This is a genomic window from Burkholderia torrens, assembly GCF_984668525.1.
Window position 1 is genome coordinate 69850 of sequence record NZ_OZ480212.1, and the last position, 25930, is coordinate 95779.

The 25930-nt window shown below is 66.5% G+C and carries 27 protein-coding genes; 14 read left to right on the plus strand and 13 right to left on the minus strand.

The window, feature by feature from the left end; all coding sequences use genetic code 11:
* Positions 1 to 23: 23 nt before the first annotated feature.
* Positions 24 to 1208, plus strand: coding sequence for a M20 aminoacylase family protein (locus AC5LXX_RS16640; protein ID WP_493412299.1), 1185 nt, complete (start codon positions 24 to 26; stop codon positions 1206 to 1208).
* 72 nt (positions 1209 to 1280) lie between these two features.
* Here the strand turns inward: AC5LXX_RS16640 and AC5LXX_RS16645 are convergent, their stop codons facing one another.
* The 3 genes from AC5LXX_RS16645 to AC5LXX_RS16655 form a co-directional block, all read right to left on the minus strand.
* A complete protein-coding gene (locus AC5LXX_RS16645) occupies positions 1281 to 2639 on the minus strand; it encodes an aspartate aminotransferase family protein (RefSeq protein WP_493412300.1) in 1359 nt (452 codons plus the stop codon).
* 616 nt (positions 2640 to 3255) lie between these two features.
* Positions 3256 to 3765: a GNAT family N-acetyltransferase gene (locus AC5LXX_RS16650; protein WP_493412301.1), complete on the minus strand. Its 510-nt coding sequence runs from the start codon at positions 3763 to 3765 to the stop codon at positions 3256 to 3258.
* Positions 3766 to 3994: 229 nt separating this feature from the next.
* Positions 3995 to 4642: an outer membrane lipoprotein gene (locus tag AC5LXX_RS16655; RefSeq protein ID WP_493412302.1), complete on the minus strand. Its 648-nt coding sequence runs from the start codon at positions 4640 to 4642 to the stop codon at positions 3995 to 3997.
* Positions 4643 to 5106: 464 nt separating this feature from the next.
* Here AC5LXX_RS16655 and AC5LXX_RS16660 point away from each other — a divergent pair, with 464 nt between their 5' ends.
* The 3 genes from AC5LXX_RS16660 (at position 5107) to AC5LXX_RS16670 (ending at position 8086) form a co-directional block, all read left to right on the plus strand.
* The gene (locus AC5LXX_RS16660; protein WP_493412303.1) at positions 5107 to 6306 is read left to right on the plus strand and encodes an amidohydrolase family protein; all 1200 of its coding nucleotides are present in this window, start codon (positions 5107 to 5109) and stop codon (positions 6304 to 6306) included.
* 66 nt (positions 6307 to 6372) lie between these two features.
* Positions 6373 to 7557 (plus strand): amidohydrolase family protein, encoded by a 1185-nt coding sequence (locus tag AC5LXX_RS16665; RefSeq protein WP_493412304.1) that lies wholly within the window; start codon positions 6373 to 6375, stop codon positions 7555 to 7557.
* Positions 7558 to 7612: 55 nt separating this feature from the next.
* Positions 7613 to 8086 carry a nuclear transport factor 2 family protein gene (locus AC5LXX_RS16670; RefSeq protein ID WP_493412305.1) on the plus strand — a complete coding sequence of 158 codons (474 nt, stop codon included), beginning with the start codon at positions 7613 to 7615 and terminating at the stop codon, positions 8084 to 8086.
* Between the two features lie 73 nt (positions 8087 to 8159).
* Here AC5LXX_RS16670 and AC5LXX_RS16675 read toward each other — a convergent pair whose 3' ends face one another.
* The 3 genes from AC5LXX_RS16675 to AC5LXX_RS16685 form a co-directional block, all read right to left on the minus strand.
* The gene (locus AC5LXX_RS16675) at positions 8160 to 9023 is read right to left on the minus strand and encodes a LysR family transcriptional regulator (RefSeq protein ID WP_124450814.1); all 864 of its coding nucleotides are present in this window, start codon (positions 9021 to 9023) and stop codon (positions 8160 to 8162) included.
* 403 nt (positions 9024 to 9426) lie between these two features.
* On the minus strand, positions 9427 to 10116 hold the full coding sequence (locus AC5LXX_RS16680; protein ID WP_493412306.1) for a nucleotidyl transferase AbiEii/AbiGii toxin family protein: 690 nt from the start codon (positions 10114 to 10116) through the stop codon (positions 9427 to 9429).
* The gene (locus AC5LXX_RS16685) at positions 10113 to 10592 is read right to left on the minus strand and encodes a helix-turn-helix domain-containing protein (protein WP_493412307.1); all 480 of its coding nucleotides are present in this window, start codon (positions 10590 to 10592) and stop codon (positions 10113 to 10115) included. Before AC5LXX_RS16685 ends, AC5LXX_RS16680 begins: the two co-directional genes overlap by 4 nt.
* Positions 10593 to 11058: 466 nt before the next feature.
* Here AC5LXX_RS16685 and AC5LXX_RS16690 point away from each other — a divergent pair, with 466 nt between their 5' ends.
* Positions 11059 to 11862: an ABC transporter substrate-binding protein gene (locus AC5LXX_RS16690; RefSeq protein ID WP_493412308.1), complete on the plus strand. Its 804-nt coding sequence runs from the start codon at positions 11059 to 11061 to the stop codon at positions 11860 to 11862.
* A gap of 31 nt (positions 11863 to 11893) precedes the next feature.
* Positions 11894 to 12742 (plus strand): phytanoyl-CoA dioxygenase family protein, encoded by an 849-nt coding sequence (locus AC5LXX_RS16695; RefSeq protein WP_493412309.1) that lies wholly within the window; start codon positions 11894 to 11896, stop codon positions 12740 to 12742.
* A 74-nt stretch (positions 12743 to 12816) separates the two neighbouring features.
* On the opposite strand, the gene hutC is transcribed toward AC5LXX_RS16695, so the two are convergent.
* The gene (gene hutC, locus AC5LXX_RS16700; protein ID WP_124450826.1) at positions 12817 to 13554 is read right to left on the minus strand and encodes a histidine utilization transcriptional repressor HutC; all 738 of its coding nucleotides are present in this window, start codon (positions 13552 to 13554) and stop codon (positions 12817 to 12819) included.
* A gap of 30 nt (positions 13555 to 13584) precedes the next feature.
* Entirely contained in the window at positions 13585 to 14127 is a 543-nt protein-coding gene (locus tag AC5LXX_RS16705; protein ID WP_493412310.1) for a helix-turn-helix domain-containing protein, read from the minus strand.
* A gap of 133 nt (positions 14128 to 14260) precedes the next feature.
* Here AC5LXX_RS16705 and AC5LXX_RS16710 point away from each other — a divergent pair, with 133 nt between their 5' ends.
* From AC5LXX_RS16710 to AC5LXX_RS16720, 3 genes are read left to right on the plus strand one after another with little or no spacing between them, the layout of a single operon-like run.
* Positions 14261 to 15043, plus strand: a complete 783-nt coding sequence (locus tag AC5LXX_RS16710) for an aldolase (RefSeq protein WP_493412311.1) — start codon at positions 14261 to 14263, stop codon at positions 15041 to 15043.
* 50 nt (positions 15044 to 15093) lie between these two features.
* A complete protein-coding gene (locus AC5LXX_RS16715) occupies positions 15094 to 15990 on the plus strand; it encodes a dihydrodipicolinate synthase family protein (protein ID WP_493412312.1) in 897 nt (298 codons plus the stop codon).
* On the plus strand, positions 15987 to 16691 hold the full coding sequence (locus AC5LXX_RS16720; protein ID WP_493412313.1) for an MOSC domain-containing protein: 705 nt from the start codon (positions 15987 to 15989) through the stop codon (positions 16689 to 16691). Before AC5LXX_RS16715 ends, AC5LXX_RS16720 begins: the two co-directional genes overlap by 4 nt.
* A 16-nt stretch (positions 16692 to 16707) precedes the next feature.
* Here AC5LXX_RS16720 and AC5LXX_RS16725 read toward each other — a convergent pair whose 3' ends face one another.
* Positions 16708 to 17472, minus strand: a complete 765-nt coding sequence (locus AC5LXX_RS16725) for an SDR family oxidoreductase (RefSeq protein ID WP_493412314.1) — start codon at positions 17470 to 17472, stop codon at positions 16708 to 16710.
* A 383-nt stretch (positions 17473 to 17855) separates the two neighbouring features.
* On the opposite strand from AC5LXX_RS16725, the gene AC5LXX_RS16730 reads away from it, so the two are divergent.
* Positions 17856 to 18566 (plus strand): YceH family protein, encoded by a 711-nt coding sequence (locus tag AC5LXX_RS16730; RefSeq protein ID WP_493412315.1) that lies wholly within the window; start codon positions 17856 to 17858, stop codon positions 18564 to 18566.
* Positions 18567 to 18598: 32 nt separating this feature from the next.
* Here the strand turns inward: AC5LXX_RS16730 and AC5LXX_RS16735 are convergent, their stop codons facing one another.
* The 3 genes from AC5LXX_RS16735 to AC5LXX_RS16745 are packed head-to-tail and all read right to left on the minus strand — an operon-like array spanning position 18599 to position 20869.
* Positions 18599 to 19864: a hypothetical protein gene (locus AC5LXX_RS16735; RefSeq protein WP_493413450.1), complete on the minus strand. Its 1266-nt coding sequence runs from the start codon at positions 19862 to 19864 to the stop codon at positions 18599 to 18601.
* Entirely contained in the window at positions 19864 to 20286 is a 423-nt protein-coding gene (locus AC5LXX_RS16740) for a hypothetical protein (RefSeq protein ID WP_493412316.1), read from the minus strand. The genes AC5LXX_RS16735 and AC5LXX_RS16740 overlap by 1 nt, the downstream gene beginning before the upstream one ends.
* Before the next feature lie 28 nt (positions 20287 to 20314).
* Complete coding sequence (locus AC5LXX_RS16745; RefSeq protein ID WP_493412317.1) at positions 20315 to 20869, minus strand: hypothetical protein; 555 nt, start codon at positions 20867 to 20869, stop codon at positions 20315 to 20317.
* Between the two features lie 403 nt (positions 20870 to 21272).
* Between AC5LXX_RS16745 and AC5LXX_RS16750 the strand changes: the two genes are divergently transcribed.
* Positions 21273 to 22589 (plus strand): lipase family protein, encoded by a 1317-nt coding sequence (locus AC5LXX_RS16750; RefSeq protein ID WP_493412318.1) that lies wholly within the window; start codon positions 21273 to 21275, stop codon positions 22587 to 22589.
* Between the two features lie 194 nt (positions 22590 to 22783).
* A complete protein-coding gene (locus AC5LXX_RS16755; protein ID WP_493412319.1) occupies positions 22784 to 23914 on the plus strand; it encodes a 3-deoxy-7-phosphoheptulonate synthase in 1131 nt (376 codons plus the stop codon).
* A gap of 368 nt (positions 23915 to 24282) precedes the next feature.
* Here the strand turns inward: AC5LXX_RS16755 and AC5LXX_RS16760 are convergent, their stop codons facing one another.
* The gene (locus AC5LXX_RS16760) at positions 24283 to 24414 is read right to left on the minus strand and encodes a hypothetical protein (RefSeq protein ID WP_493412320.1); all 132 of its coding nucleotides are present in this window, start codon (positions 24412 to 24414) and stop codon (positions 24283 to 24285) included.
* A gap of 142 nt (positions 24415 to 24556) precedes the next feature.
* Between AC5LXX_RS16760 and cblB the strand changes: the two genes are divergently transcribed.
* Positions 24557 to 25378 carry a cable pilus chaperone CblB gene (cblB, locus tag AC5LXX_RS16765; RefSeq protein WP_493412321.1) on the plus strand — a complete coding sequence of 274 codons (822 nt, stop codon included), beginning with the start codon at positions 24557 to 24559 and terminating at the stop codon, positions 25376 to 25378.
* A 3-nt stretch (positions 25379 to 25381) separates the two neighbouring features.
* On the plus strand, positions 25382 to 25882 hold the full coding sequence (gene cblA, locus AC5LXX_RS16770; protein ID WP_493412322.1) for a cable pilus major pilin CblA: 501 nt from the start codon (positions 25382 to 25384) through the stop codon (positions 25880 to 25882).
* Positions 25883 to 25930 lie beyond the last annotated feature (48 nt).

Sequence of the window (25930 nt, forward strand, 5' to 3'; positions counted from 1 at the left end):
TGACGACCGACGAGGCGAACGCAATGGACCCAACCGACGCAAGCGAAGAAAGCACGCTCCAGGGGCGACTCAAGACCTGGCGCCGCCATCTGCACCAGTATCCGGAGACGGGTTTCGAAGAAGTGAACACGTCGGACTACGTCGCGCGCATCCTGAAGACACTCGGGCTCGACGTGCATCGCGGGATCGGCGGCACGGGGCTCGTCGCGAACCTGACGGCCGGCACTGGCTCGCGCGCGATCGGCATCCGCGCGGACATGGACGCGCTGAACATCGCCGAGCACGCACCGGGCCGCGAACATGCATCGCGCACGCCGGGCAAGATGCATGCGTGCGGGCACGACGGCCACATGTCGATGGTGCTCGGCGCCGCGCAGCTGCTGGCCGAGCGCAAGGATTTCGACGGCACGGTGCGCTTCATTTTCCAGCCGGCGGAAGAGCATGGCCGCGGCGCGAAGGCGATGATGGCCGACGGTTTGTTCGAGCGCTTTCCGGTCGATGCGATCTTCGGCGCGCACAACATGCCGGGCATGCGTGCAGGCACGTTCTCGACGCGCGCGGGCGGCATCATGGCGAGCGAGGACAATTTCGTGATCCGGATCGACGGGCGCGGCACGCATGCGGCGCGGCCGCACATGGGCATCGATCCGATCGTGATCGGTTCGCAGATCGTGCTCGCGCTGCAGACGATCGTGTCGCGCAATCTCGACCCGGGCCAGCAGGCCGTGATCTCGTGCACGGAATTCATCACCGACGGGCTGCGCAACGTGCTGCCGTCGACGGTGACGATCAAGGGCGACACGCGCAGCTATTCGCGCGACGTGCAGGCGTTGCTGGAAACGCGGATGCGCGAGATCAGCGAAGGAATCTGCCGCACGCACGGCGCGGCCTGCACGTTCGAGTACACGCACGAGTTCGCGCCGACGGTGAATTCCGCGGAATGGGTCGACACGGCCGTGCAGGCCGCCGCGCAGATTGCCGGCGCCGACGCGGTGAACGCCGACGTGCAGCCGATGATGATCTCGGAGGATTTCGGCGCGTTCCTGCAGGCGGTGCCGGGCAATTTCGTGTTCATCGGCAACGGCGAAGCGGCCGGCCACGGCGGCGTGCCGCTGCACAACGCGACGTACGATTTCAACGACGCGATCTTGCCGGTCGGCGCGCGGTATTTCGCGGAAGTGGCGCGGCGCGCGTTGCGGGCGGTCTAACGGAAGTAGCAGGCGAAGCGGCACGGCGCGCACGCCCCCGCCCGGGCGGGCGCCGTACCGTGCGTCAGCCCCTCACACCAGTTCGCCGAGGCACGCGTCGAACTGCGCGACGAGCCGGTCGACATCGTCGGCCGTCGTCTGTGGGCACACGAGCATCATGTTGTGGAACGGCGTGATCAGCACGCCGCGATTCAACAGGTACAGGTGCACGATGTGCTCGAGTTCGCTGTCGAGCTGCGCGCCGGCCAGCGTGCCGTTGCGCGGCGGCACGGGCGCGAACTGGAATTCGGTGCGCGCGCCGATGCGCGTCACGCACCACGGCAGCCCGTGTTTCGCGATCGCCTGTTCGAGGCCCGTCGCCAGCCGCGCGGCGAGTTCGAACATGTGCGCATACGCGGCGTCGGTCGCGACGTCGGCCAGCGTCGCGCGCATCGCATGCATCGCGAGCATGTTCGCGGTGAGCGTCGTGCCGATGCCCGAATGGCCGGGCGGCGCGTTCAGCTTCGCCTGCTTCGCGCGTTCGGCGAATTCGGCGCTGAAACCGTACACCGCGCACGGCACGCCGCCCGCGATCGGCTTGCCGACCACCAGCATGTCCGGTTCGAGATCGTGCGCGACCGCGTAGCCGCCGGGGCCGCTGCTGATCGTGTGCGTCTCGTCGATCACGAGCAGCGTGCCGTGGCGGCGCGTCAGTTCGCGAGCGGCCTCCCAGAAGCCCGGGTCGGGCAGCACCATCCCGATGTTCGTCATCGCGGGCTCGGCGAGCACGCACGCGACATCGCCATGTTTCAGCGCGGCTTCGAGTGCGGCCAGGTCGTTGAATTCGACGACGCGCGTGTTCGCGAGCAGGTCGTAGGACTGCCCGAGCAGGCTGTCGCGCTGCACCGGGCGGCCGTCGACGAGATCGACGAACACGTCGTCGACCGTGCCGTGATAGCAGCCGTTGAACACGACGATCGTATTGCGGCCGGTGGCCGCGCGCGCCCAGCGCAGCACGAAGCGGTTCGCGTCGCTGGCGCTCAATGCGAATTGCCAGACCGGCAGCCTGAAGCGGCGTGCGAGTTCGCGCGATACCCATGCGGCGTCCTCGCTCGGCAGCATCGTCGTGTAGCCGCGCGTGGCCTGCTCGACGAGCGCGCGGGCGACCGGTTCCGGCGCATGGCCGAACATCGCGCCGGTATCGCCGAGGCAGAAGTCGACGTAGCGATGGCCGTCGACGTCGGTGAACGTCGCGCCGCGCGCCTCCTTCACGTACAGCGAGAACGGTGTCGACCAGTCCTGCATCCAGTGCAACGGCACGCCGAACAGCAGGTGCTCGGACGCTTCCGCGGACAGCGCGCGGGAGACCGGCATGGCTTCGGCGAACGCTTGGCGCTCGCGATCGAACAGCGCGCGGGCGCGGATGAGGTCGACTCCGTGGCGGGAAGGCAAAGGCAGCTCCTGGGCTGTGAAGAAGGGGAAACGATAGCGCGGGCGGCAGGGGGCTGAACAGAGGCGGAATTACCGACGCGGGGTGGCGGTGGACGCGGAGAGAACCATACGGATGGATAGGTTAGCCGGAGAGGCTTGGTTGAAGTTTTTGCGCATAAACATACGACAACGTATCTCTAAATGCGCGCTTTAATACGTGAGTGTGCACATACATACGATGCATAAAGTCATTAGAGAAAGCGTCATCGACGAATGCATGCCTCGCCTCAATTGCGTCTGGATCCAGCAATGTAATACGACGACGTATGAATTGTGATCTGCCGAGCGGCGCATCGATGCTCCCTTGTCTTGCAGGAGTGCCCATTGCCGCCGTTCGAAACGGTATCGCGCCGCGCCTTCATCGGCTGGACCGGCGCGCACGCTGACGGTCAGTCACGTCGCCGGGGCCGATCGATGCGTTCAACGTGCGCGCGATGACGCTGGCAAACGTGACGATCACCGGCAAGCGGTGATGCAATGAGGTGAGGCAGGAAGGGCGTTCGCGTGCGGGGTGGCCGCTCGATGCACGCGAACGCGACGGCACCGGCAAAAGCAAAAGCAAGCGAACGTGAACGCGTTACGCGAGCGTCTTCACCATGTGGTGCTCGTCGTAGAACTTGCCGTCGACGAACAGCGAGCGCGGTTCCGTGCCGAACCGCACGAACCCCTGCGACGCATACAGCCGCTCCGCGGTGCCGTTGACCTCGTTCACGCACAGCATCAGCTGCTTGCAGGCCCACGCCTGCGCGGCATGCCCGGTCGCGCTTTCGAGCAGCGCCTGCGCGATGCCTCGCCCGCGATACGCGGGATCGACGAACACGCCCCAGATCGTCGCCTTGTGCGCGATCTTCACGCGTGCATCGCGGCGCACGCCGGTGATGCCGACGAGCGTGTCGCCGTCGAACGCGCCGAACACCGCGCGCTCGTGGGTCGGCGTGATGCGCGTCGCGAATTCGTCGACCGGCACCTGCGATTCCTCGTCGAGCGTCGGCAGGAAAGACGTGGGTGCGGTGTCGACCGCACGCAGGCGAACGGTCTGAAAACGGGCGGCGTCGGCCGCATCGAGCAGGCGGGTCGTGATCGTCATCGGCTGGATTCCGGTTGAAGGTCGTGCATGCCGGCGCGCGCCGCTGCGGCCGCAGGATGCATCGTGCCTATCCTAATCGGAATCCGGATCACGCGTGATCGCGTTCGGCGCGTGGCGCCGGCTTCAAGGAAGGGATGGCGTGAAGCGCGCGTCATCGTGTCGAATCCGCGCGCGACGTCGAACGTGCAACGTGCGCGCGCTCAGGTCACGCGCACGCAACGGGCATCGATCAATAGCGCGACAGCTGATTGCCGTTGATCTGCACGCGGTCGCCCGGACGCAGGTTGCCCGGCGACTGCACGTCGAACGAGCGCATCGAGCCGTCGCTGACCTGCACGTCGATCCGGTAGCTGCTCGGGCCTTGCGCGGCGCCCATCTGCTGGCCGATCTGGTTGCCCGCGACCGCACCGCCGAGCGCGCCGATCACGGTTGCCGCATCGCGGCCATGGCCGCGGCCGAACTGGTTGCCCACCAGGCCGCCGACCAGCGCACCGACGACGGTGCCGGCCACGCCCGACGGGCCGACCGAGCCGTTGACCGGCTGGATGTTCGACACGGTGCCGTACTGCGTGCCGTACGGGGTCGCGTATTGCTGTTGCTGATTGCCGTACTGGTCATACGGTTGCGATCCGTACTGCGGCTGGTTGCCGTATTGATCGTACGGCTGCGGCGCCTGGTTCGGGTAGGCCGGCTGCTGCTGCACGTAGCCCGGTTGCGAGTACGCGGGCTGCGCGTAGCCGGGCGTCGCGTATTGCTGCTGCGGATAGCCCGGTTGCGCGCCGTAGTAGCCGGGCGCGACACAGGCGGTCAGCGGAAGCGCCGCCACGGCGACGAGCGAGGCGAACAGAACGGTCTTCGTGGAAGGCATGCGCATCATGATGTTTCCTGCATCGGCAACGTGTTCGCCGATGGATTCCCGTCAAGGGTGGCGAACTCGGCGTGAGTATAAGGAATGGCCGGATGCGCGTCCGGTGCGGCCGGGTAACAACGTGTAAAGTCTGTTGCCGCGTAAATCGCCGCGCGGATGGGCCGTTCCGGCCATGCCCGGCAAGGGCGCGCGGCGGTTTCCGGCCAGCCGTGTGACGGTGACGCGGCCCACGTGTTTCAGGCGGCATTGCCGTCTTCTCCCCGGCGATCGAGCCCCGTCGTCGCGCCAGGCCCGGCGGGAATGTGCGCCGCGCATCGCGAAATCGAATGCGCGGCATCGCGACATTTAATTGGCCTCGGGCGACAGCGTCCGATATCGTGGCCGGATTCCCTGCCAACGGTCGCGCCGCGCCGGCTGCGGTTCCTTCCCCTGTCCGCGCCGGTGTCGCGCAGCGACCGCCCATATTCCAAGCCATGACCGAACGACTCTTCATCAACGCCGTCGATGCCGGCGGCCAGCCCGTCAACCTCGTCGTCCGTGACGGCCGCTTCGCCGCGATCGGCGCCGACTGCGCAGCCGCGCCCGGCGCGCAGACGATCGACCTCGGCGGCTGCGTCGTGCTGCCCGGTTTCGTCGACGGCCACATCCACCTCGACAAGAGCTTCGTCGGCGATCGCTGGGTGCCGCACGAATCGGCCGGCTCGCTGCGCGAGCGGCTCGCGGTCGAGAAGCGCCAGCTCGCCGCCGCGCCGCCGATCGTCGAGCGTGCGAACGCGCTGATCGCGCAGGCCGCCGCGTTCGGCACGATCGCGATGCGCAGCCACGTCGACGTCGATGCGACGACGGGCCTGTCGAACCTGCAGGCCGTGATGGCCGCGCGCGAACAATGGCGCGGGATCGTCGACATCGAACTGGTCGCGTTTCCGCAGGCCGGCGTCGTGACGTGCCCGGGTACGGCCGAGATTCTCGATGCAGCCGTGCGCGAAGGCGCGGACGTGGTCGGCGGGATCGACCCGACGACGCTCGACGGCGATGCGGACGGCCAGCTCGACATCGTGTTCGGCATCGCCGAGAAGCGCGGCGCGAAGATCGACATTCACCTGCACGAGCCGGGCGAAACCGGCATCGCGCAATTGCTGCGGATCGCGGCGCGCACGCGTGCGGCCGGGCTCGGCGGGCGTGTGAACGTGAGCCATGCGTATGCGCTCGGCCAGGTGAGCGATGACGACTTGCAGCGCACCGCGGCTGCACTCGCCGAAGCCGGCGTGTCGATCCTGACGAATGCGCCGGGCGATTGCGCGTTCCCGCCGGTACGGCAACTGCGCGACGCGGGCGTGCACGTGTTCGCGGGCAACGACAACATTCGCGACGCGTGGTGGCCGTACGGCAACGGCGACATGCTGCAGCGTGCGATGATGGTCGGCTACCGGTCGGGCTTCTACACCGACGAAGCGCTCGGCATCGCCCTCGACATTGCGACGCATGCCGGCGCACGCGCGATCGGCAAGGAACGCTACGGCATCGCGGTCGGCTGCGACGCGAGCTTCGTCGCGGTGCGTGCGCCGAACGCGGCGGCGGCCGTCGCGGGCGTGCCGGCCGAGCGCTGGGTATTCCGTCGCGGCGAAAGCGATACGCGTGCGCCGTTTGCGCCGTCGCTGCGCTTCACGCGCTGATTCACCGACCGGCGGCGCGGCATGCGCCGTGCGCGCTTCGCACTGACCGACCCCACCGGAACCGACATGACGAACCTGCTGATCCGCAACGTCCGCACGAGCGCCGATACTGCGCTCGACCTCCTGATCGAAGGCGACCGCATCGCGCGTGTCGGCCCGTCGCTCGACGCGCCCGCCGGCTGCACGATCGAGGACGGCGCGGGCGCGCTTGCGCTGCCTGGCCTCGTCGAAGGCCACACGCACCTCGACAAGACGCACTGGGGGATGCCGTGGTATCGCAACCAGGTCGGGCCGCGCCTCGTCGACCGCATCGAGAACGAGCGCCACTATCGCGCGACCAGCGGCCACGACGCGGGCGCCGCATCGCTCGCGCTCGCACGCGCATTCCTCGCGGCCGGCACGACGCGCATCCGCACGCACGTCGACGTCGACACCGAAGCCGGGCTGCGCCATCTGCACGGCGTGCTCGCGACGCGCGAGACGCTGCGCGGGCAGGTCGAGATCCAGATCGTCGCGTTTCCGCAATCGGGCGTGCTCAAGCGGCCGGGCACCGATGCGCTGCTGTCCGACGCGCTCGACGCGGGCGCCGACCTGCTCGGCGGGCTCGATCCGTGCGCGATCGAAGGCGATCCGGTCGAGGCGGTGGACGTGCTGTTCGCGATCGCCGAGCGCCACGGCCGCGGGCTCGACATCCACCTGCACGAGCGCGCGTCGATGGGCGCGTACTCGCTCGACCTGATCCTGCAGCGCACGGCCGCGCTCGGCATGCAGGGGAAGGTCACGATCAGCCACGGCTTCTGTCTCGGCGATATCGCCGAACGCGAGCGCGACGCGCTGCTCGCGCGGATGGCCGAGCTCGGCGTGGCGATCGTCACGACCGCGCCGGCGGCGGTGCCGGTACCGCCGGTGGCAGCATGCCGCGCGGCCGGCGTGACCGTGATCGGCGGCAACGACGGCGTGCGCGATACGTGGACGCCGTACGGCTCGCCCGACATGCTCGAACGCGCGATGCTGATCGGCATGCGCAACGACTTCCGCCGCGACGATGCGCTCGAAGTCGCGCTCGACTGCGTGACGCACAGCGCGGCGCGCGGTTGCGGTTTCGCGGCTTACGGGCTGGAGCCGGGCAGCCGCGCGGACGTCGTGCTCGTCGATGCGCTGACGTTCGCCGAAGCCGTCGTCGCGCGGCCGGCGCGGCGTCTCGTCGTGTCGTCGGGGAAGATCGTCGCGCGCAACGGCGCACTGGTCTGAGCGCGGCATCGCCCCGGTATGATCCGGTTTTCAGCCGGATTTCCGGGAGACGACGATGCGACGCACGACAGCGGCACGGGCCGCACGATGGATGGCGGCGGCCCTGTTCGCCGTGACGGCCGCGCATGCGGTGGCGGCCGGCCCGGCCGACGCGCAGCAGGAAGCGAACCGGCGCGCGGTGCTCGCGTTCTACGAGAAAGGCCTGAACGAGAAGGACGCCGACGCCGCGCTCGCGTATGTCGGCGATCGCTACGTGCAGCACAATCCGAACGCGGCCGACGGCCGCGACGGCTTTCGCAAGTTCGTCGCCTTTCTGCGCGACAAATATCCGCAGTCGCACAGCGAGATCAAGCGCTCGTTCGTCGACGGCGACTACGTGATCCTGCACGTGCACGCGGTGCGTGAACCCGGCACACGCGGCAGCGCGATCATGGACATCTTCAAGCTGGAAAACGGCAAGATCGTCGAGCACTGGGACGTCAACCAGCCGGTGCCCGAGCAGGCCGCGAACGGCAACACGATGTTCTGATGCGCGCGGGGCGCAGCACGCCGCGCCCCGTTCCCCGCTCCCTGTTGCCGAATGAAACCCGCTTCGCTGTTGCCTACTGACGCTCGAGCTCCAGCATCGCGGCCAGCGTCTTCGTCAGCTCGCTGACCATCGGGTCGGCCGTCGGCCGGTGCAGGATCGCGATGTCCATGTGCTCGATCGGCGCGAAACCCTGCTTCGCGGTCAGCACGACGTGCTCGTCGGTGACCACGCGCGCAGGCAGCACGCTGATGCCGAGCCCGTCCGCGACGGCCGCCTGGATGCCGCTCAGGCTCGACGTCGTGAAACTGATCCGCCAGCGGCGGCCGCGCTCCTCGATCGCCTTGATCATGTCGTCGCGGTAAAGCCCGCGCGGCGGAAACACGACGATCGGCACCGGGTCGAGATCGATCGACGGATGCTTCGCGCTGTCGATCCAGCGCAGCTTCTCGGGCCAGCGCGCGACGGCCTCGCGGCTGTCGCGCCGCTGCTTGATCAAGACGAGATCGAGTTCGCCGCGATCGTAGGCGGCGCTGATGTCGCGGCTCAGCCCGCACGTCACTTCGAGCTTGACCTGTGGATGCTCGCGCTTGAATGCGGCGAGCGCATGCGTCGTGCGGCCCGCCGCGAAATCGTCGGGCACGCCGAGCCGGATCGTCAGTGCGACCGTCGCGCCCGACAGCGCTTCCAGCATTTCGTCGTTCAGCGCGAGCATGCGCCGCGCATAGCTGAGCACCGTCACGCCCGCGTCGGTCGGACGGACGTCGCGCGTGCCGCGGTCGAGCAGGCGGTGGCCGGCGATTTCCTCGAGCCGGCGCACCTTCTGGCTGACCGTCGACTGCGTCGAATGCAGGCGCGCGGAGGCCGTCGTGAAGCTGCCGCAGTCGGCGACCATCACGAGCGCACGCAACAGGTCGAGGTCGAACAGGGGTCTATTCATTTCTGCACTTTTGCGGATTCGAGCATTTCATTTTCAAATGCGTGCGACGACTTTTAACATGGCAGGACGCCGTGGACAATCGCGGTTTTGCCGGACTGGGCGAGGTCTCGCGGGGCGCCTTTGAAGCGCATGACGACGTTCCGCGGATGACGTTCGCGTACGCTGCTCGACGCGGGCGTGAACGTCGACCACGTGAACCTGCTCGGCTGGACCGTGCAGCTGGAGGCGATCATGCTCGGCGACGTCAGCGAGCGTTATGTGCGGATCGTGAAGTTGCTCGTCGACGGGCACGCGAACGTCGATCTGGCCGATTCGAACGGTGTGATGCCGCTGCGGCATGCACGGCAGCGTGGGTGCGGCGCGATCGAGCGGGTGCTGGTGGCGGCGGTGGCGCGGTGGGGGTTTAGCGGCGGCGAGATTTTGATTCGGGTGCCCCACCGGGAAGTTTTCGCAGGAATGCTTCGGCGAGTTCAACACAATAGTCGAACGACGGCGTGTAGCCGAGTGTCCGGATGTCGTCGAAGCGCGGTTGTACGAAGGCGCGATGCTCTTTGAGCAGACGCAGAAACGTGTCGCGATGCCGAACGAGGAACGCACCGGCTTCCTTCAGGCTTTCCGGTTCCCGCTCGATGACCAGGCACAGATCGAACAGGTCCCGCGCGGTCGGACGATCGCCGCGGTGCCACATTTTCTTGGCGACGATTTCCGCGGAAGTCTCGACCTTGACGACGCGATCCATCAGCATCCATTCGTCGTAGCCGGGCGACGTCAGATTACGGGAGACCACGAAATCGATTTCGCCGTCCGGCAGCACCAGCTTCACGAACCCCGCGTGTTCCTCGTAGTTCGACGTGATGTCGGACGCCGCGTCACTGATGCGGGGATTCACGTACCCGAGATACTGCGGATCGGGTACGAAGATGTCGACGTCTTTGCTGACGCGATGGCCGTGGCGCAGCATCAGGACGGTGCCTCCGCCAAATGTCCAGAACGGATTCGACGTGCCATGTTTCCGTATCTCGTCGATCAGTGTCAGTGCGTGGCGAAAAAGGCCTTGCCACGGGCCGTCGGGCAACGTGGATGGTGAGGTCATGCCCATACCTCCCGATACAGATGAAGGTCCTTCGACCAAGCGGCAAGATTTTTCCAGATGGACCGCAGCGGAGTACCCGAGCGCTCGGCAGCCTCCTCGGCCGCCTTCACCACGACAGGCAGCGGCACCTCATCGAGGATGACGGAAAACTGTGATTCAAATCCCTCCGGAATCCGTCCTGTGGTCAATGCATCAGCCAGCAGTCGTTCGGTCAGTTCGCCCTTGTAGCTGACGTTCGCGCTCACGACGGCTTTGTAGAGACCGTTTTGAGCCTGCCGCGGAAGCGCCAGCAGTTCGATACCGAGCACGCTCAGCAACGGGATCAGCTTGTTGATGCCGAGGTCCTTGACCTTGCCGGATTCGAGCTGATTCACGGTGAGACGAGACAACCCGGCAAGCTTGGCAAGTTGCGCCTGCGTGAGGTCGAGTTCGGCACGCCGTTTCGCGACGGCCTGACCGATTTCATAGAGTTGCATGGCGACCTCCTGACGAGGATTCAGTGCTTTACGATGTAAGGTATATTTTACATCTTGAGGTGAACTATCGTCGCCAAAAAAAACGATCGCGGTATAGGACGCATCGCCCATGCGGCGCAAGGAACATCGGGTGACGTATCGCCGTGGTTTCCGGTATAGGCATCCTAACGCAGCGAACATCCGGAAAAACGCGCGCTGTCGCGGATGCACGTCGCGCAGGGTAAACACCCAAAAATCCCGCAAAAAAACCCACAATCAAGCGCGATCCCGCCTTCCCGGTCTCCATCTCCCGCCAATCTGCCGGACGCCCTCGTCCACCCGCTTGCGCTCGAAAATCAAGCGGTCTAGACTGCATCGCAGTTTCATCGAAGTCCCCCGTCTTTCGCGCCCCGCGCCGGCATCCCGGCGCGGCGCCTCCACCGGACGCCGGCGTCGCCCGCCGCGTCGAGACTTTCAAGGACACGCCATGAACCGCACTGCAAAGCTCCTCGTTTCCACGCTGGCGTTCGCGCCGCTCGTGACGTTCGCGCAGGACACGTCGACGATCCGCTGGGGTATCGACCCCACCTATCCGCCGTTCGAGGCGAAACAGCCCGACGGCTCGCTCGCCGGCTTCGACATCGACCTGCGCAATGCGATCTGCGAGCAGCTGCATGCGAAATGCGTGTGGGTCGAGCAGGGCTTCGACGGGATGATTCCGGCGCTGCGTGCGCGCAAGTTCGACGTGATCATGTCCGCGATGACGGCCACCGACGAGCGGCTCAAGCAGATCGACTTCTCGAACAAGCTGTATGCGTCGCCGGGCGCGCTCGTCGCGCCGGCCGGCTCGAAACTGCTGCCGACCGCCGCGTCGCTCGCGGGCAAGCGCATCGGGATCGACCAGGGCACGACGCAGGAGGCCTACGCGAAGGCCGAATGGGCGACCAAGGGCGTGACGATCGTCTCGTACCAGAACCAGGACCAGGTGTACCAGGATCTCGTCAACGGCCGCCTCGACGCGACCTTCCAGGACAAGACGCAGGCCGGCTACTCGTTCCTGAAGACCCCGCGCGGCAAAGGCTATGCGTTCGCAGGCCCCGACGTGACCGACGTGCGCATCACCGGCTACGGTGTCGCGATGGGCGTGCGCAAGGGCGACGCCGACATGAAGAAGCGGCTGAACGACGCGATCGTCGCGATCCGCGCGAACGGCACGTACCAGAAGATCGCCGCGAAATACTTCGACTTCGACATCTACGGCACGAAACAGCAGCTGACTTCGGCACCGTGATTCCGTGACTCATTCCATCGACAGGCACACCATGACGAGTATCCAGGACCGCGTCGCGCAAGCCGTGACGCCCGAACTGATCGCCGCGTTCCGCGAAGAAGGGGCGGTCTGCATCAAGGGCATCTTTTCACCCGACGAAGTGGCCGCGCTGCGGGCCGGCATCGACGCGAATCTCGCGCAGCCGAGCGAGCGCGCGAAAGTGGCGAGCCGGCCCGACGATCCCGGCTGGTTCTTCGAGGATTTCTGCAACTGGCAGCACAACGACGCGTATCGCGATTTCATCGTGCGCTCGCCGGCGCCGTCGGTCGCCGCCGCGCTGATGGGGACCGAGAACGTACGGCTGCATCACGACCACCTGCTCGTGAAGGAGCCCGGCACGCGGCAGCGCACGCCATGGCACCAGGACCAGCCGTACTACAACATCGAAGGCGACGACAACGTCAGCATGTGGATTCCGGTCGATCCGGTGCCGCTCGAATCGACGCTGGAATTCGTCGCGGGCTCGCATCGCGGGCCGTGGCTGATGCCGCGTACGTTCATGGACAAGGAAGCGAAGTGGTTCCCGGAGGGCAGCCTGGCGGACCTGCCGGACATCGAAGCCGACCGCGCGGCGTTCCCGATTCGCCACTGGGCGCTCGAACCCGGCGACATGGTCTGCTTCCGGATGCTCACGCTGCATGCCTCGGGCGGCACGCAGAACCGCCGGCGCGCGTTCTCGATCCGCTTCGTCGGCGACGATATCCGCCACGCACCGCGCCGCTGGAAGACGTCGCCCGAATTCCCCGGGCTCGCTGAGCAACTGGCCGACGGCGCGCCGCTTGACCACCCGCTGTTCCCGGTCGTATGGTCGCGTGGCGCGGGGCAGGCTCGCGCGATCTGAACCACGCAGGTCACGAACGCGGCGGCCGTTTCAGCACGAAACGGCCGCCGTGCACTTTGATCGGGTGATAAAGGTCAGGTCGGGTGACGCCCCGCGCCCGGCTTGAAGCGCGAGCCGAGCCGGTAACGGTTGCCCGGATGCAGGAAATGCACGAACGTGACGGGCAGCCCGTCCGTCCAGGTGCGGCGCGTGAGCGTGAGGCACGGCTCGTCGGCGCGCATGTCGAGCAGCCGTGCCTGCTCGACGGTCGGCAGCGACGCGTCGACGACGTGCTCGATTTCCAGTTCGTAGTGCGACACGTTGTTGAACAGGTATTCGGAGGGTGGCTCGGCCTGGAAATCCTGGTCGATGAAGCCGGGCGCGGCGGCCGGGTTCACGTAGCGGTCCTCGAGCTGGATCGGGCGGCCGTTCTCCTCGTGCACGCACACCACATGAAAGACCGGTGTATTGACCGGCAGCCCGAACGCGGCCGCGACGTCGAACGACGCGGGCTCGCTCGACCGGCTCAGCACGCGGCAGCGATATTCGTGCCCGCGTGCGCGGATTTCATCGCGGATATGCGCGATCATCAGCAGGTTCGACTGCGGCTTCACCTCGGCGACGAAGGTGCCGACGCCCGCGATGCGCTTCAGCACGCCTTCCTCGGTCAGCTCGCGCAGCGCGCGGTTGACCGTCATGCGCGCGACGCCGAACTGCGCGGCGAGATCGAGTTCCGACGGAATGCGGTCGCCGGGGCGCCAGTCGCCGGACTCGACGTTCTGGCGAACGAGCGTCTTGATCTGCTGGAACGGTGCGGTGGCCTTGGTGACCATCGGGGGTCCTTGCGCGAAGAAGTGACGAGGCTAGTCGTCGTGACTGACGATGACCAGGATCTCCGCCTGCGCGGTGCCGAGGCTGCGCGTGCGGTGCGGGATGAGTGCGTTGAAATAGACTGAATCGCCGGTCTTGAGTTGCACCGTCTCGTTCGGAAATTCGATTTCGACGCGCCCCTTGTGCACGAACAGGAATTCCTCGCCTTCGTGCTCGCGGAACGTCGACGCCACGAATTCGTGCGGCGGCTGCACGACGAACGGCAGCATCCTCTTCGGCGCGACGCCGGCCGCGATGCTTTCGAAGCGGTGCGCGTGGCGGTCGGCCGCCGCGCCCATCGCCGTGCGCTCGCCGGCGCGTGTGACCGTGATCAGCTCGCGGTTGTGGCTTTCCGAGAACAGCTGCTCGACGTCGACGTTCAGCGCCTTCGACAGCTTCAGCGCGACCGCGATCGACGGCACGCTCAGGCCGCGCTCGACCTTCGACAGGTAGCTCTTGGTGAGGCCCGTCTCGTCGGCCAGCACATCGAGCGTCCAGCCCTTCTGTTTTCTGAGCAGCTTCAGGCGAATCGTCATGGGGCGCCAGGTGTCCTTCGAAAAACCGATTGTAACGCATGACACAAAGTGTCCTGTGGTGTATTGTGTGTCACGTGATGCCGGAAAACGGCCGCGGACGGCGCGGCAGACCCGGTCCAATCAGGAGGCGAACATGGCGGAAACGCTGAACTTGACGAAGGAAGCGCTGGTCGCGCTGGCGGAGCGGCGGCTCGAGAACGAGGTGGGCGACAGCGGCTGGACCGCGCGGCAGAAGCTCGCGCTCACGTGCAGGATCCTGTTCGATGCCGGCCACGACTCGGGGCTGGCCGGGCAGATCACCTGCCGCGCGAGCGACGCCGGCACGTATTACACGCAGCGGCTCGGGCTCGGGTTCGACGAGATTTCGGCCGCGAACCTGCTGCATGTCAACGAGGATCTCGACGTGGTCGACGGCGAGGGCATCCCGAATCCGGCCAACCGGTTCCATACGTGGATCTATCGCGAGCGCCCGGACGTGAACTGCATCATCCATACGCATCCGGCGCATGTCGCGGCACTGTCGATGCTCGAGCAGCCGCTCGTCGTGTCGCACATGGACACCTGCCCGCTGTACGACGATTGCGCGTTCCTGAAGGACTGGCCGGGCGTGCCGGTCGGCAACGAGGAGGGCGAGATCATCTCGAAGGCGCTGGGCAGCAAGCGCGCGATCCTGCTGTCGCATCACGGCCAGCTCGTGGTCGGCAAGACGATCGAGGAAGCGTGCATCCTCGCGCTGCTGATCGAGCGCGCCGCGAAGCTGCAGCTGCTCGCGATGTCGGCCGGCGAGATCAAGCCGGTGCCGCCGGCGCTGGCGCGCGAAGCGCATGACTGGATCTCGACGCCGAAGCGCGATGCGGTGACGTTCGACTATTACGCGCGCCGTGCGCTGCGTACGCATCGGGACTGCGTCGCGTGAATGCGTGCTTCGTTTCGATTGCATCCGGTAATCATTGAGGAATACATATCGTGTCCGTCCTGCTGCAAGGCATCATTGCCTACCCGGTTACGCCGCTCTCCGCCGACGGCGGCGTCGACCTGAAAGCGCTCGATGCGCTGATCGAGCGACTCGTTGCCGACGGCGTCCACGCGATCGCGCCGCTGGGCAGTACCGGCGAGAGCGCGTACCTGTCCGACGCCGAATGGGACGCGGTCGCCACCGCGTCGATCCGCGCGGTACGCCGGCGCGTGCCGACCGTCATCGGGATTTCCGACCTCACCACGGCCGGCGCGGTGCGCCGTGCGCGTTTCGCCGAGCAGGCCGGCGCCGATGCGGTGATGGTGCTGCCGGTGTCGTACTGGAAGCTCGGCAACGACGAGATCGTCGCGCACTACCGCGCGATCGGCGATGCGATCGGCATCCCGATCATGCTGTACAACAACCCGGCGACGAGCGGCGTCGACATGTCGCCCGACCTGATCGCGACGATCTGCCGGACCGTCGACAACGTGACGATGGTCAAGGAGAGCACCGGCGACATCGGCCGGATGCACCGGCTCGCGCAGTTGAGCGACGGGACGATCCCGTTCTACAACGGCAGCAACCCGATGGCGCTAGCGGCGCTGGCCGCCGGCGCGGCCGGATGGTGCACGGCCGCGCCGAACCTCAATGCCGCGTTGCCGCTCGCGCTGGTCGACGCGATGCGCACGGGCGACCTGATGCGCGCCAGGTCGGTATTTCAGGCGCAGTTGCCGTTGCTGCAGTTCATCGTCAACGGCGGGTTGCCGGTGACCGTGAAGGCTGGGCTGCGGCTGCGCGGCTTCGACGCCGGCGAGCCGAGGAAGCCGCTGCTGCCGCTGGGCGACGCGCGCACGCGCGAACTCGAACGCCTGCTCGCGGCACTGCCGGACGGTGTGACGGCATGAGCGAAGGCGCACGGCCGGCGATCGCGGCTGCCATCGCCGAGGTGCGGGTCGGCACGAGCCGGCCGCTGCCCGGCACGCCGCATGCGAGCGCGATCGACAAGCAGCCGGTCGATGCACGTGTGTGGCTGGGCACGCTCGGCTTTGCCGGCGACGAGCAGGCCGATGCACGGCATCACGGTGGCCCCGACAAGGCCGTCCACCACTATGCACATGACCACTACGCGTGGTGGTCCGGGCAGATCGGCGTGCGCGACGTGCTCGCGCAGCCGGGCGCGTTCGGCGAGAACCTGTCGACGCACGGCGTGACCGAGTGCGACGTCTGTCTCGGCGACGTGTTCACGCTGGGCGGCGCGGTGCTTCAGGTGACGCAGTCGCGGCAGCCGTGCTGGAAGCTCAACGCGCGCTTCGGCCATCCGCGGATGGCCGCGCTCGTGCAGCAGAGCGGCCGCACCGGCTGGTATTACCGCGTGCTGCACGAAGGCTGGGTAGAGGCGGGCGATGTGCTGGTGCTGCACGAGCGCCCGTATCCGCAATGGCCGCTGTCGGCGGTGCTCGATGTGCTCTACCGGCGCACGCTCGACATGGCCGCGCTCGATGCGCTGTGCGACGTGCCGCTGCTGCCGCCCGGCTGGCGCAGGATGCTTGAAAAGCGCCGGACGGAGCGGCAGGTCGAAGACTGGACGAAGCGGCTCGATGGGTGACGGGCCGCGCCGAGGCTTATCGGGCCGGCAGGTTCCGCACGTCGGCTGTCGGCTCGGTGCCGAACGCGTCGCTCAGCGCATAGCCGATCAGTTGCCGTGCGGCTGCCGCGGGCGTCGCGAGCGCGCCGCTCGACTTCAACTCGTCGAACTTCTCGCGCATCGGGAAGTTGTCTTCGCTGGTCGAGCGGATCGTCGCCTGCATACCCGTGTCGACGACACCGGGCGCGACGCTGCAGATCCGCAGCGTGCCGTTCGCGTCGAGCGCGACCGCGCGTGCATGGTGATCGAGTGCGGCCTTGGTCGCGCAGTAGATGCTCCAGCCCGCGTATGCGTTGCGCGCCGCGCCGCTCGACACGTGCAGGATCCGGCATTCGGTCGTGGCCGTTGCCGCTTGCGCGAGCGCGGCCGACAGCATCAGCGGCGCCGCGACGTTCAGGCCGACCGCGCGCGCGACGATCGCCGGGTCCTGCGTGGCGAGCGGGCCGATCGGATCGACGATGCCTGCGTTGTTGAACAGCAGCACGAGCGACGCGCCGTCGACGAAGCGGCGCAGTGTGTCGCCGGCCAGCCAGGTTGCGACGGCCGCGGAGTCGGACAGATCGATCTCGACTTCGGAGAAGCGGTCGCCGGCTTGCGACGCGAGCGACGGATGACGGCTGCGCGACACGCCGAGCACGGCGACGCCTTCCAGCAACAGTTGTTCGGCGAGCGACGCGCCGAGGCCGCGCGTGTGTCCGGTGACGATGGCGCGTACGTGCGGCGCGGAAGAGGATGCAGTCATGGCGGTGAACCGGTGAAGGGGTAAACGGTGTTGACGAGCGGCGTGGATGCGCGGCGGCAGCACGTTCAGGACGAGCGATGCGTAGAATCGGCGTGTGAAGACGGCCGCGCGCGGCGCCGCGGATATCGGGGGGAACGCACATCGTAGCGCCGGCGTGCGCATCGCGCAAACGCCGGGGCATGCGCGCACGCATCGCCGCGCGGCACTGCGCGGTATCGAGCGCGCCGACAGGTTGGACGAAAGCCCGCTGCGGCAAGTACGCGTGCCGGCGGGGAGAGCGGTGCCGGGCTACCCGTCGCGAGCTATCATATGGCTCGCCCGTGCGCGATGCCGGACGGGCCGCGACCGTTTCCCTTCACCCGCTGCACGCTGCGAAGCTACTCATGAACACCACGCCGGACATGCCCACGCCACGCGCCCTGCGCGAACTCACGCCCCTCGAGGCTCGCATTCTCGGGGTGCTCGTCGAGAAGCAGCACACGGTGCCGGATACTTATCCGCTATCGCTGAATGCGCTGACCGCGGGCTGCAACCAGAAAACCGCGCGCGCACCGGTGATGAACGTCAGCGAGGACGAAGTCACGACCGCGCTCGACGGGCTGAAGCACCTGAGCCTCGTGATGGAGGGCAGCAGCAGCCGCGTGCCGCGTTTCGAGCACAACATGAACCGCGTGCTCGGCATCCCGAGCCAGGCGATCGCGCTGCTGACGATCCTGCTGCTGCGCGGCCCGCAGACGGCCGCCGAGCTGCGCCTGAACAGCGCACGCCTGCACGGCTTCGCGGATATCTCGTCGGTCGAGGCGTTCCTCGATGAGCTCGCGGCGCGCGCGCAGGCGCTCGTCGTCCGGCTGCCGCGTGCGCCGGGGGCCCGCGAGAACCGCTGGATGCACCTGATGTGCGGTGAAGTGAACATCGCCGACTTCGCAAACGCGGAGGCCGGCGGCGGCGCGGATTCGGTGCCGCCTTCCGAGTTCGAGGCACTGAAGGCCGAGCAGAAGCGCCTCGCGGACGAAGTGGCACGGCTGAGTGCGCTGGTTCAGCGGATGGCGAGCGAACTCGGCATCGATGTCGACGCGCCGGGCGAAGCGTCTTGATGCCATGACGGCGGTGCACGCGCACCGCCGCGCTACTTCAGTTTCACGCCCGGCACGAGATAGCGCGCACCACCCGATTTCAGGATCGGTGCGAGCGTCGCAAACGGCGCGTCGAGCTGCGGCCCGAGACAGGCGCCCGCCGCGTGGACGATCCCGGATACGACGAACGACAGCTTGCCGGGGGCATCGAGTTCAAACGCCAGATATTGAGGGAATACGTCGGCACACGACAGCGAGTTGCCTTCGCCGTCGGTCGCCTGGTTGCGCGGGGCCGCCCCGTCGCGCAGCCGCGTGATGAAATTCACCAGCGCGGGGCTTGTTGCCGATTCGCCGTCCTTGTCGGCCGTTGTCGAGTCGATCACGTGATTCCAGTCGAGGTACGCGCCGCGCAGCAGATCGAACGTGACCGGATCGTAGTGATTGTCCGGATACGCGCCGCCGCAGAACGTGCTGCCCGATTCCACGATGCTCAGCGCCGCGTGCGACAGCCACGTGACCGTCACTTGCTCGTCGTCGTAGCCGCCGAGCGTTCCTGCGGCCGGCCCGTCGTCGGTATAGCGTGTCGACGCGCATTCAAGCGCCGCGAGATTCATCCGCCAGTGCCTCTGTTCGAGCAGATGGTTGATGCGCGCCATTACGGCCGGATCGGGGTGGCGGCTCAGCCGCGGATACGCGAACACCGTACGCGAATCGCGCCACATCCGGTACGCGACCGCGCCATCGCCGATTTCGCGACCGGCCGGCCGTGCGTGCCCTGCCAGCTTCAGCGTGACATAAGGCGCATGCTTCATGTCGATGTCCGCGCCGCGGGCGATGCCGCTGCCGACCCCGCCCGCGGAGACCGCGGTAATCTCCTCGACCGGGCTGGGCGCGATTGCATCCGGATCGTATTCGGCCACGCGGCGCAACGTGAAGGTGCGCACGTTGCCCGAGCGGGCGTCGGTCCAGCGGCCGCGATAACCATCCTTGTCCCGCGTGCCCTGCCAGGTTGCAGCGACATGATCGAAATCGGCGTGCTCGTGGAATGTCGATGAGTCGCGCGCATTGTCCGGCAATTGCGTACGCGCGAGCGGCTCGACCAGTTGCGCGGGTTTGCCGTGCAGTGGAATGTCGACGCCGAACTGCGCGTAGAAATAGCGGCCAGAGAGCGTGCCGTCCGCGGCCGGCAGCGTATCGAGTTCCATCACGACGGTGCCCGCACCTTGCAGCGTTCCTTCGTAGACCGTGCGCGGCGCGCCATCAGCGAAGCCCGCGTGCAGCGCGATCAGTACCGCAGCCATCCGGATCGACGGGCGCATCACCAGCGGCACCCGGTTTGCTCGGACGCGTCGACATCCAGTGCGCGACCGAACGAAGTCTTCTTGCCGGTGCGCGCGGAGGTGTAGGTCATCGAATAGATCATCGCGCCCTGGCTCATCATTTCGTACCGCCCGTTGATCCTGCCGTCCACCAACTCGACCCAGGTGGTCGTGTACTGGTGTGGGCGATCTTCCGCGAGCACTTCGTCCTCTTCATGTTCGATCACCAGAGGGAGTGCCGTTTTCGCGTTCACGTACCGGACCATGCCTCCCGACCATTTGACCGCATCGTCGTAGTAGGTACGCATCTCGAAGCGCACGGGTTTGTCGCCATCCGACCTGAAGCAAAATACTTCGGTGGAAACCGTGGCGAGTGCCGGCAACGAGATGCATAGCAGCAGCGCGGCGAGGAGTTTTTTCATGAGGGTAGGTTACCGATGACGAGCGATATTAACCGACACTGATCCGCGTCGCACCCGCATCGACGAGCCGGAACAGCAGATCCTCGACGGCCGTTTCGGGCGCGGAACCGAGATCCGCATTGACGCGCCACCCGTGCTCCGTGCGAACCGGTTCCGACAGGTAATGCACGATGCCATGCAGCCCGTCTTCGGCCGGATCGTTCTCGTCGTCGACATCGAACCACGCGAGGAACCACGTCTTGAACGCATCGGCGGCCGCGCTTTCGTCGAGACCGTCGGCCTCGACCACGGCCCAGTCCCACACGAACGGGCGGATCGACACGGCCGCCGTCTCGAGGTCGAACTCGAGCGGATCGAAATCCAGCTGCGTGGTCGAATCGATCATCACGGGCTGGCCGGCCGCTTCGCCTTCGGCGGCGATGGTGTCGGCGCGGCACGGCAGTGCGAGCGGCCCTTCGGTGGCGAGCGTGCCGTCGGCCTGCCGGTAGGCCGGCTCGACGATCACTGACGGTTGCGTGGCCGCATGCGCGAGCAGGTCGGCGTAGGGTTGGCGGATGGCGCGGAGCAGTTCGGATACGGTCATCGTGGCGTGTCGGTCGGGCAGGGACGATCGGTTGCGGGCAGGCGGTGCACGGTGCGGCCGTGCGTCGTGCGACGGGCCGCTTCGTTACCGGACAGCCATGATCGTATGGTACTTCGGCGGCTCGCGAACAGTCGGCCGAACGGCCGGTGCGTTCGCACCGACTGGCAACGGTTTAGACGTTTACCTTCAAACAATCGAAAACCGGCATCGAACGCGTTCGCGCTGTGCTTCAATGAAATCCGGTTTGTACTCCTACTAAAACAGAATATTCAGAACAAACCGGATCATTCATTTACAGGAGACAGTCGATGGCACGGATGCGCATTTGAGTCGGCAAGCGAGATGGTCTGCAATACCGCCGAACTTCCTTCGATGAAAGCAGGTTATCCCAGGGGCCCCACCCATGTCCTCCAGACGAGTCATGACCGTCGCGGCCGCCGTGTGCGCCGCGCTGGCCATCATCGCACCGTCGGCCGGCACCGCCGCGCCGACCGTGCCCGATCCGTTCTATACGTACACCGGCAGCACGCCGCTGGCATCGATTCCACCGGGCACGGTGCTGAAGACGCGCAACGTCACCTATCACGTGGCCGGCGTCCCGACGGCCGTGACCGCGCAGCAGTTGCTGTACCGCACCAACGACGCGCGGAACCAGCCCGTCGTCAACGTGACGTCGGTGATCCGCAGTCAGGTCAGCAACGGCCAGGCCATCTCGTACCAGTCGGCCTACGATTCGCTGAACCCGTACGACGAGCCGTCGCAGGTGATCGCCGGCGACCGCGACGTGACCAAGGTCATCAACATCGGCACGCTGCTCTACAGCGCGGAATCGATTCCGCTGTCGACGCTGCTGCTGCTCGGCTACAACATCATCGTGCCCGATACGGAAGGCCAGACGGCCGACTTCGCGGCCGGCCCCGAATACGGGATGACGACGCTCGATTCGATCCGCGCGGCGCTCAATACACCGTCGACCGGCCTGAATCCGTCGAGCAAGGTCGCGATGATCGGCTATTCCGGCGGCGCGATCGCGACGAACTGGGCCGCGCAGCTCGCGCCGAGCTATGCGCCCGACGTCAACAAGCAGCTCGTCGGCGCGGCGGAAGGCGGCGTGCTGGTGGATCCCGCGCACAACCTGCGTTACGTCGACGGCAGCATCGTGTGGGGTGGCGTCGCGGCGGCCGCGCTGGCCGGCCTGTCGCGCGGCTACGACTTCGACCTGACGCCGTATCTCAGCGAGACGGGCGTCGCCGTGTTCAAGGACATCCAGAGCCAGTCGCTCGCGTACATCCTGCCGAAGTACACGGGGCTGCACTGGGGCACGCTGTTCAAGCCGCAATACGCGAACGACATCAACAGCATCCCGGCCTACGTGACGTATGCGAACAAGGTGAATGCGGGCCTGGCCGCGTCGCCGACGATTCCGATGTTCATCGGCCAGGGCACGGCCGGTGCGCTCGACGGCACCTTCAGCAGCCAGGTGGGCGACGGCGTGATGCTCGCGTACGACGTGCGTGCGCTGGCGCAGAAGTTCTGCGCGAGCGGCACGCCGGTCACGTACACCGAGTATCCGCTGGAACACGCGGGCGCGATCGTGCCGTGGGTGGCCGGGATGCTGCCCTGGCTCTACGACCGCTTCAACGGGAAAGCCGCGCCGAGCAATTGCTGGCTGACGTCGCTGCTGCCGAGCAACTCCCTTGCGCCTGAGACGCTGCACTAGACGCGGCGGCGTACGACCTGACGCATGACCGGGCGACCTTTTTGCGGGCCGCCCTTCTTTTGACGACGATTCGACGTCGGTCGCGCGATCGCAGCCACCGCCACCCGTGTTCCGCCACCTTAACCTTCTGCCACCGTCTCCGGGTGCCATAATCGAGCCTGCCCATCATTCCAGACGTCCCCCGGAGAAGCACCATGCAGAACCTCGACAATCCTTCCCATGATCGCGAGGTAGGCAGCGCCGACGCGACGCAGGACACCACGCGCATCGACGACGTCCGTATCGGCGCCGTGCGCCCGCTGATTTCGCCGGCACTGTTGCTGGACGAGCTGCCGGTGCCGGCCGGCACGCAGACGCTCGTCGAGGATACGCGCCGCGCGATCGGCGACATCCTGCACGGCCGCGACGACCGGCTGCTGCTCGTCGTCGGCCCGTGCTCGATCCACGACCACGACCAGGCGCTTGACTACGCGCGCCGCCTGAAGGTCGCCGCCGATGCGCTGAAGGACGACCTGCTGATCACGATGCGCGTCTACTTCGAGAAGCCGCGCACGACGGTCGGCTGGAAGGGCTACATCAACGATCCGCGCCTGGACGGCAGCTTCCGCATCAACGAAGGGCTGCGTGCCGCGCGGCAACTGCTACTCGACGTCAATGCGCTCGGCCTGCCGGCATCGACCGAATTCCTCGACCTGCTGAGCCCGCAGTACATCGCCGACCTGATCGCGTGGGGCGCGATCGGCGCGCGCACGACCGAGAGCCAGAGCCATCGCCAGCTCGCGTCGGGCCTTAGCTGCCCGATCGGCTTCAAGAACGGCACCGACGGCGGCGTGCAGGTCGCGGCGGACGCGATCGTTGCCGCGGCTGCGAGCCACGCGTTCATGGGGATGACGAAGATGGGGATGGCCGCGATCTTCGAGACGCGCGGCAACGACGACGCGCACGTGATCCTGCGCGGCGGCAAGACCGGCCCGAACTACGACGCCGAGCATGTCGACGCGTGTTGCGCGGTGCTGCGCAAGGCCGGGCTGCGCGAGCAGGTGATGGTCGACTGCTCGCACGCGAATTCGAACAAGTCGCATGACCGGCAGGTCGACGTCGCGCAGGATCTCGCACGGCAACTGTCGCAGGGCGAGCAGCGGATCGTCGGCGTGATGGTCGAGAGCCATCTCGAGGCCGGGCGCCAGGACCTGAAGCCGGGCGTGCCGCTGAAGTACGGCGTGTCGATCACCGATGCATGCTTGAGCTGGTCGCAGACGGAGCCGGTGCTCGACGTGCTGGCGGAGGCGGTGCGGCAACGCAGGGCGTATTTGCGGAATGCGTGAGGAAACGGCGGCGGGTTGGCACCCGCCGCCGTCACGCTCGGCACGGCAACGACCATTGGTGCCGAATTAGTCGCTTCATCTCGCCGGACGCGCGCTGGCCCGCGTATCCGACGTCACATCGCGCGCAGGCATCCTGCCCGCGCATCTTCCCGTCTCGATTGCCCGGTAGCAGCGGTCGGTGTCTCGTGCGCCGCTCCACTCGGCAACTTCTTGCGAGTGTGTTTTCCCCGTGGCCCATCGCGCTTCTTCCCGCTATGCCGATCGCGGGTATTTAGGCCTTTATAGAAGGAATAGTCCTAATGATTGGCGCAGATGCTTCAAATTTAGGACGAATCCTATATTCCGGCCCCCGCTGATTAGTCAGAATCCTAATCAAGCAATGCGTTGCGATAGCCGGTGTGCTTGGCATGGCACCACGGGATATGCAAACGCGCTGGAGATTCCATGGTCGCCCGAATGATTGGCTGCCGCTTGCAGCCCGCATCGACGAAGGGCGTCATGACTCGCTTCCTATCCGCGGTGGAAGTGACTGACTGAGCCGTTCCGGGCATGTCGCCAGTCATTGGGACGTCGCCTGGAATTTGACCCGAGCGAGGTACGACTGCCCGTGAATACGTGAAATGGATTCTGTATCGATAAGTTATGCAAATTATTTTTAAGAAGAAACACCGTTCGTACCGGATGCCGCTTGCCGCAATCGCGATGTCGCTTGCCTCGTCGATCGCGAGCGCGAACATGCTGGTCTATCCGATGGCGGCGTCGATCGGTGCCGGCAAGGAGTCGGCCGCGGAGTTGCGCATCTTTTCGAAATCCGACGCGACGCAATACGTGAAGGCGATCGCGAAGCGCGTGATCGATCCGGCAACGGATCACGAGCGCGAGCAGGCCAGCATGAATTCCGGCGATGACGCGATCGTGATCTCGCCGGCGAAGTTCGCGCTGCCGGCCGGCGGCACGCGCCTCGTGCGGGTGATTCCGCTCGGCGTGCCGCAGAAGGAGGTGCTGTATCGCGTCTACCTGCAGCCGGTGGCGGCGCCGTCCGACGACGAATCCACGGCGACGGACGACGTGTCTGGCAAGGTCAACTTCAGCCTCGTCTGGGCGCCGCTCGTCCGCGTGCTGCCGAAGACGCCCGTGCCCGATTTCGACGTGTCGAACGGCACGCTGACCAATACCGGCAACGTGCGGATCGGCTTGCTCGAAGCCGGAACCTGCCAGTCCGGGCAGGACGATTCGTCATGCCAGTGGACGAAATTCGACCGCAGTGTCTACCCGGACCAGCACTTCAGGCTGGAGGGGCTGCATTCCGCACCTTATGTGCGAATCCGATATCGAGTGGGGGGAATGACAGATGTGCAGCAGAAGGTTATGCGCACGCATTCCGTCGACGCGATGAACGCGCCGAGCGCGAATAACGAGACCCGGACGGGCCATACCATTGTTTCAACCAACCAGAAGGACTAACCCATGCTGAAATACGTTCCGATCGCTGCTGCTGCTCTGATGTCGATGTCGGCTTACGCCGTCCAGAAGGACATTACCGTCACCGCCAACGTCGACACGACGCTCGAAATGCTGTCGGCAGACGGCTCGGCACTGCCGACGACCATGCAGATGCAATATCTGCCGGGTACGGGTCTTCAGGCAGCTGTAGTGAACACGAAGATCTTCACGAACGACAAGGCAAAGGATCTGCAGATCCGCCTCGCGACTGTCCCGGCGCTGAAGAACCAGACGAGCCCGGGCGCGGCGGAAATTCCGCTGTCGGTCAAGCTTGGCGAAACCGAGCTGACCACCACGGCCGCGACGCTGAAGACGGCAGAGCTCTTCCCCGGCGAACTGGCACAAGGTTCGAACGTGCTGGCGCTGTCGATCGGTCAGAAGAAGGTCGAAGCCGTCACGGCGTCCGGCAGCTACCAGGGCCTCGTCAGCGTGATCGTCACGCAGAGCGCGGCTTCGGGTAGCTAAGCCCCTCCGCAGTATCGACGGGGCGCGCCTGAATGGCGCGCCCTGTTT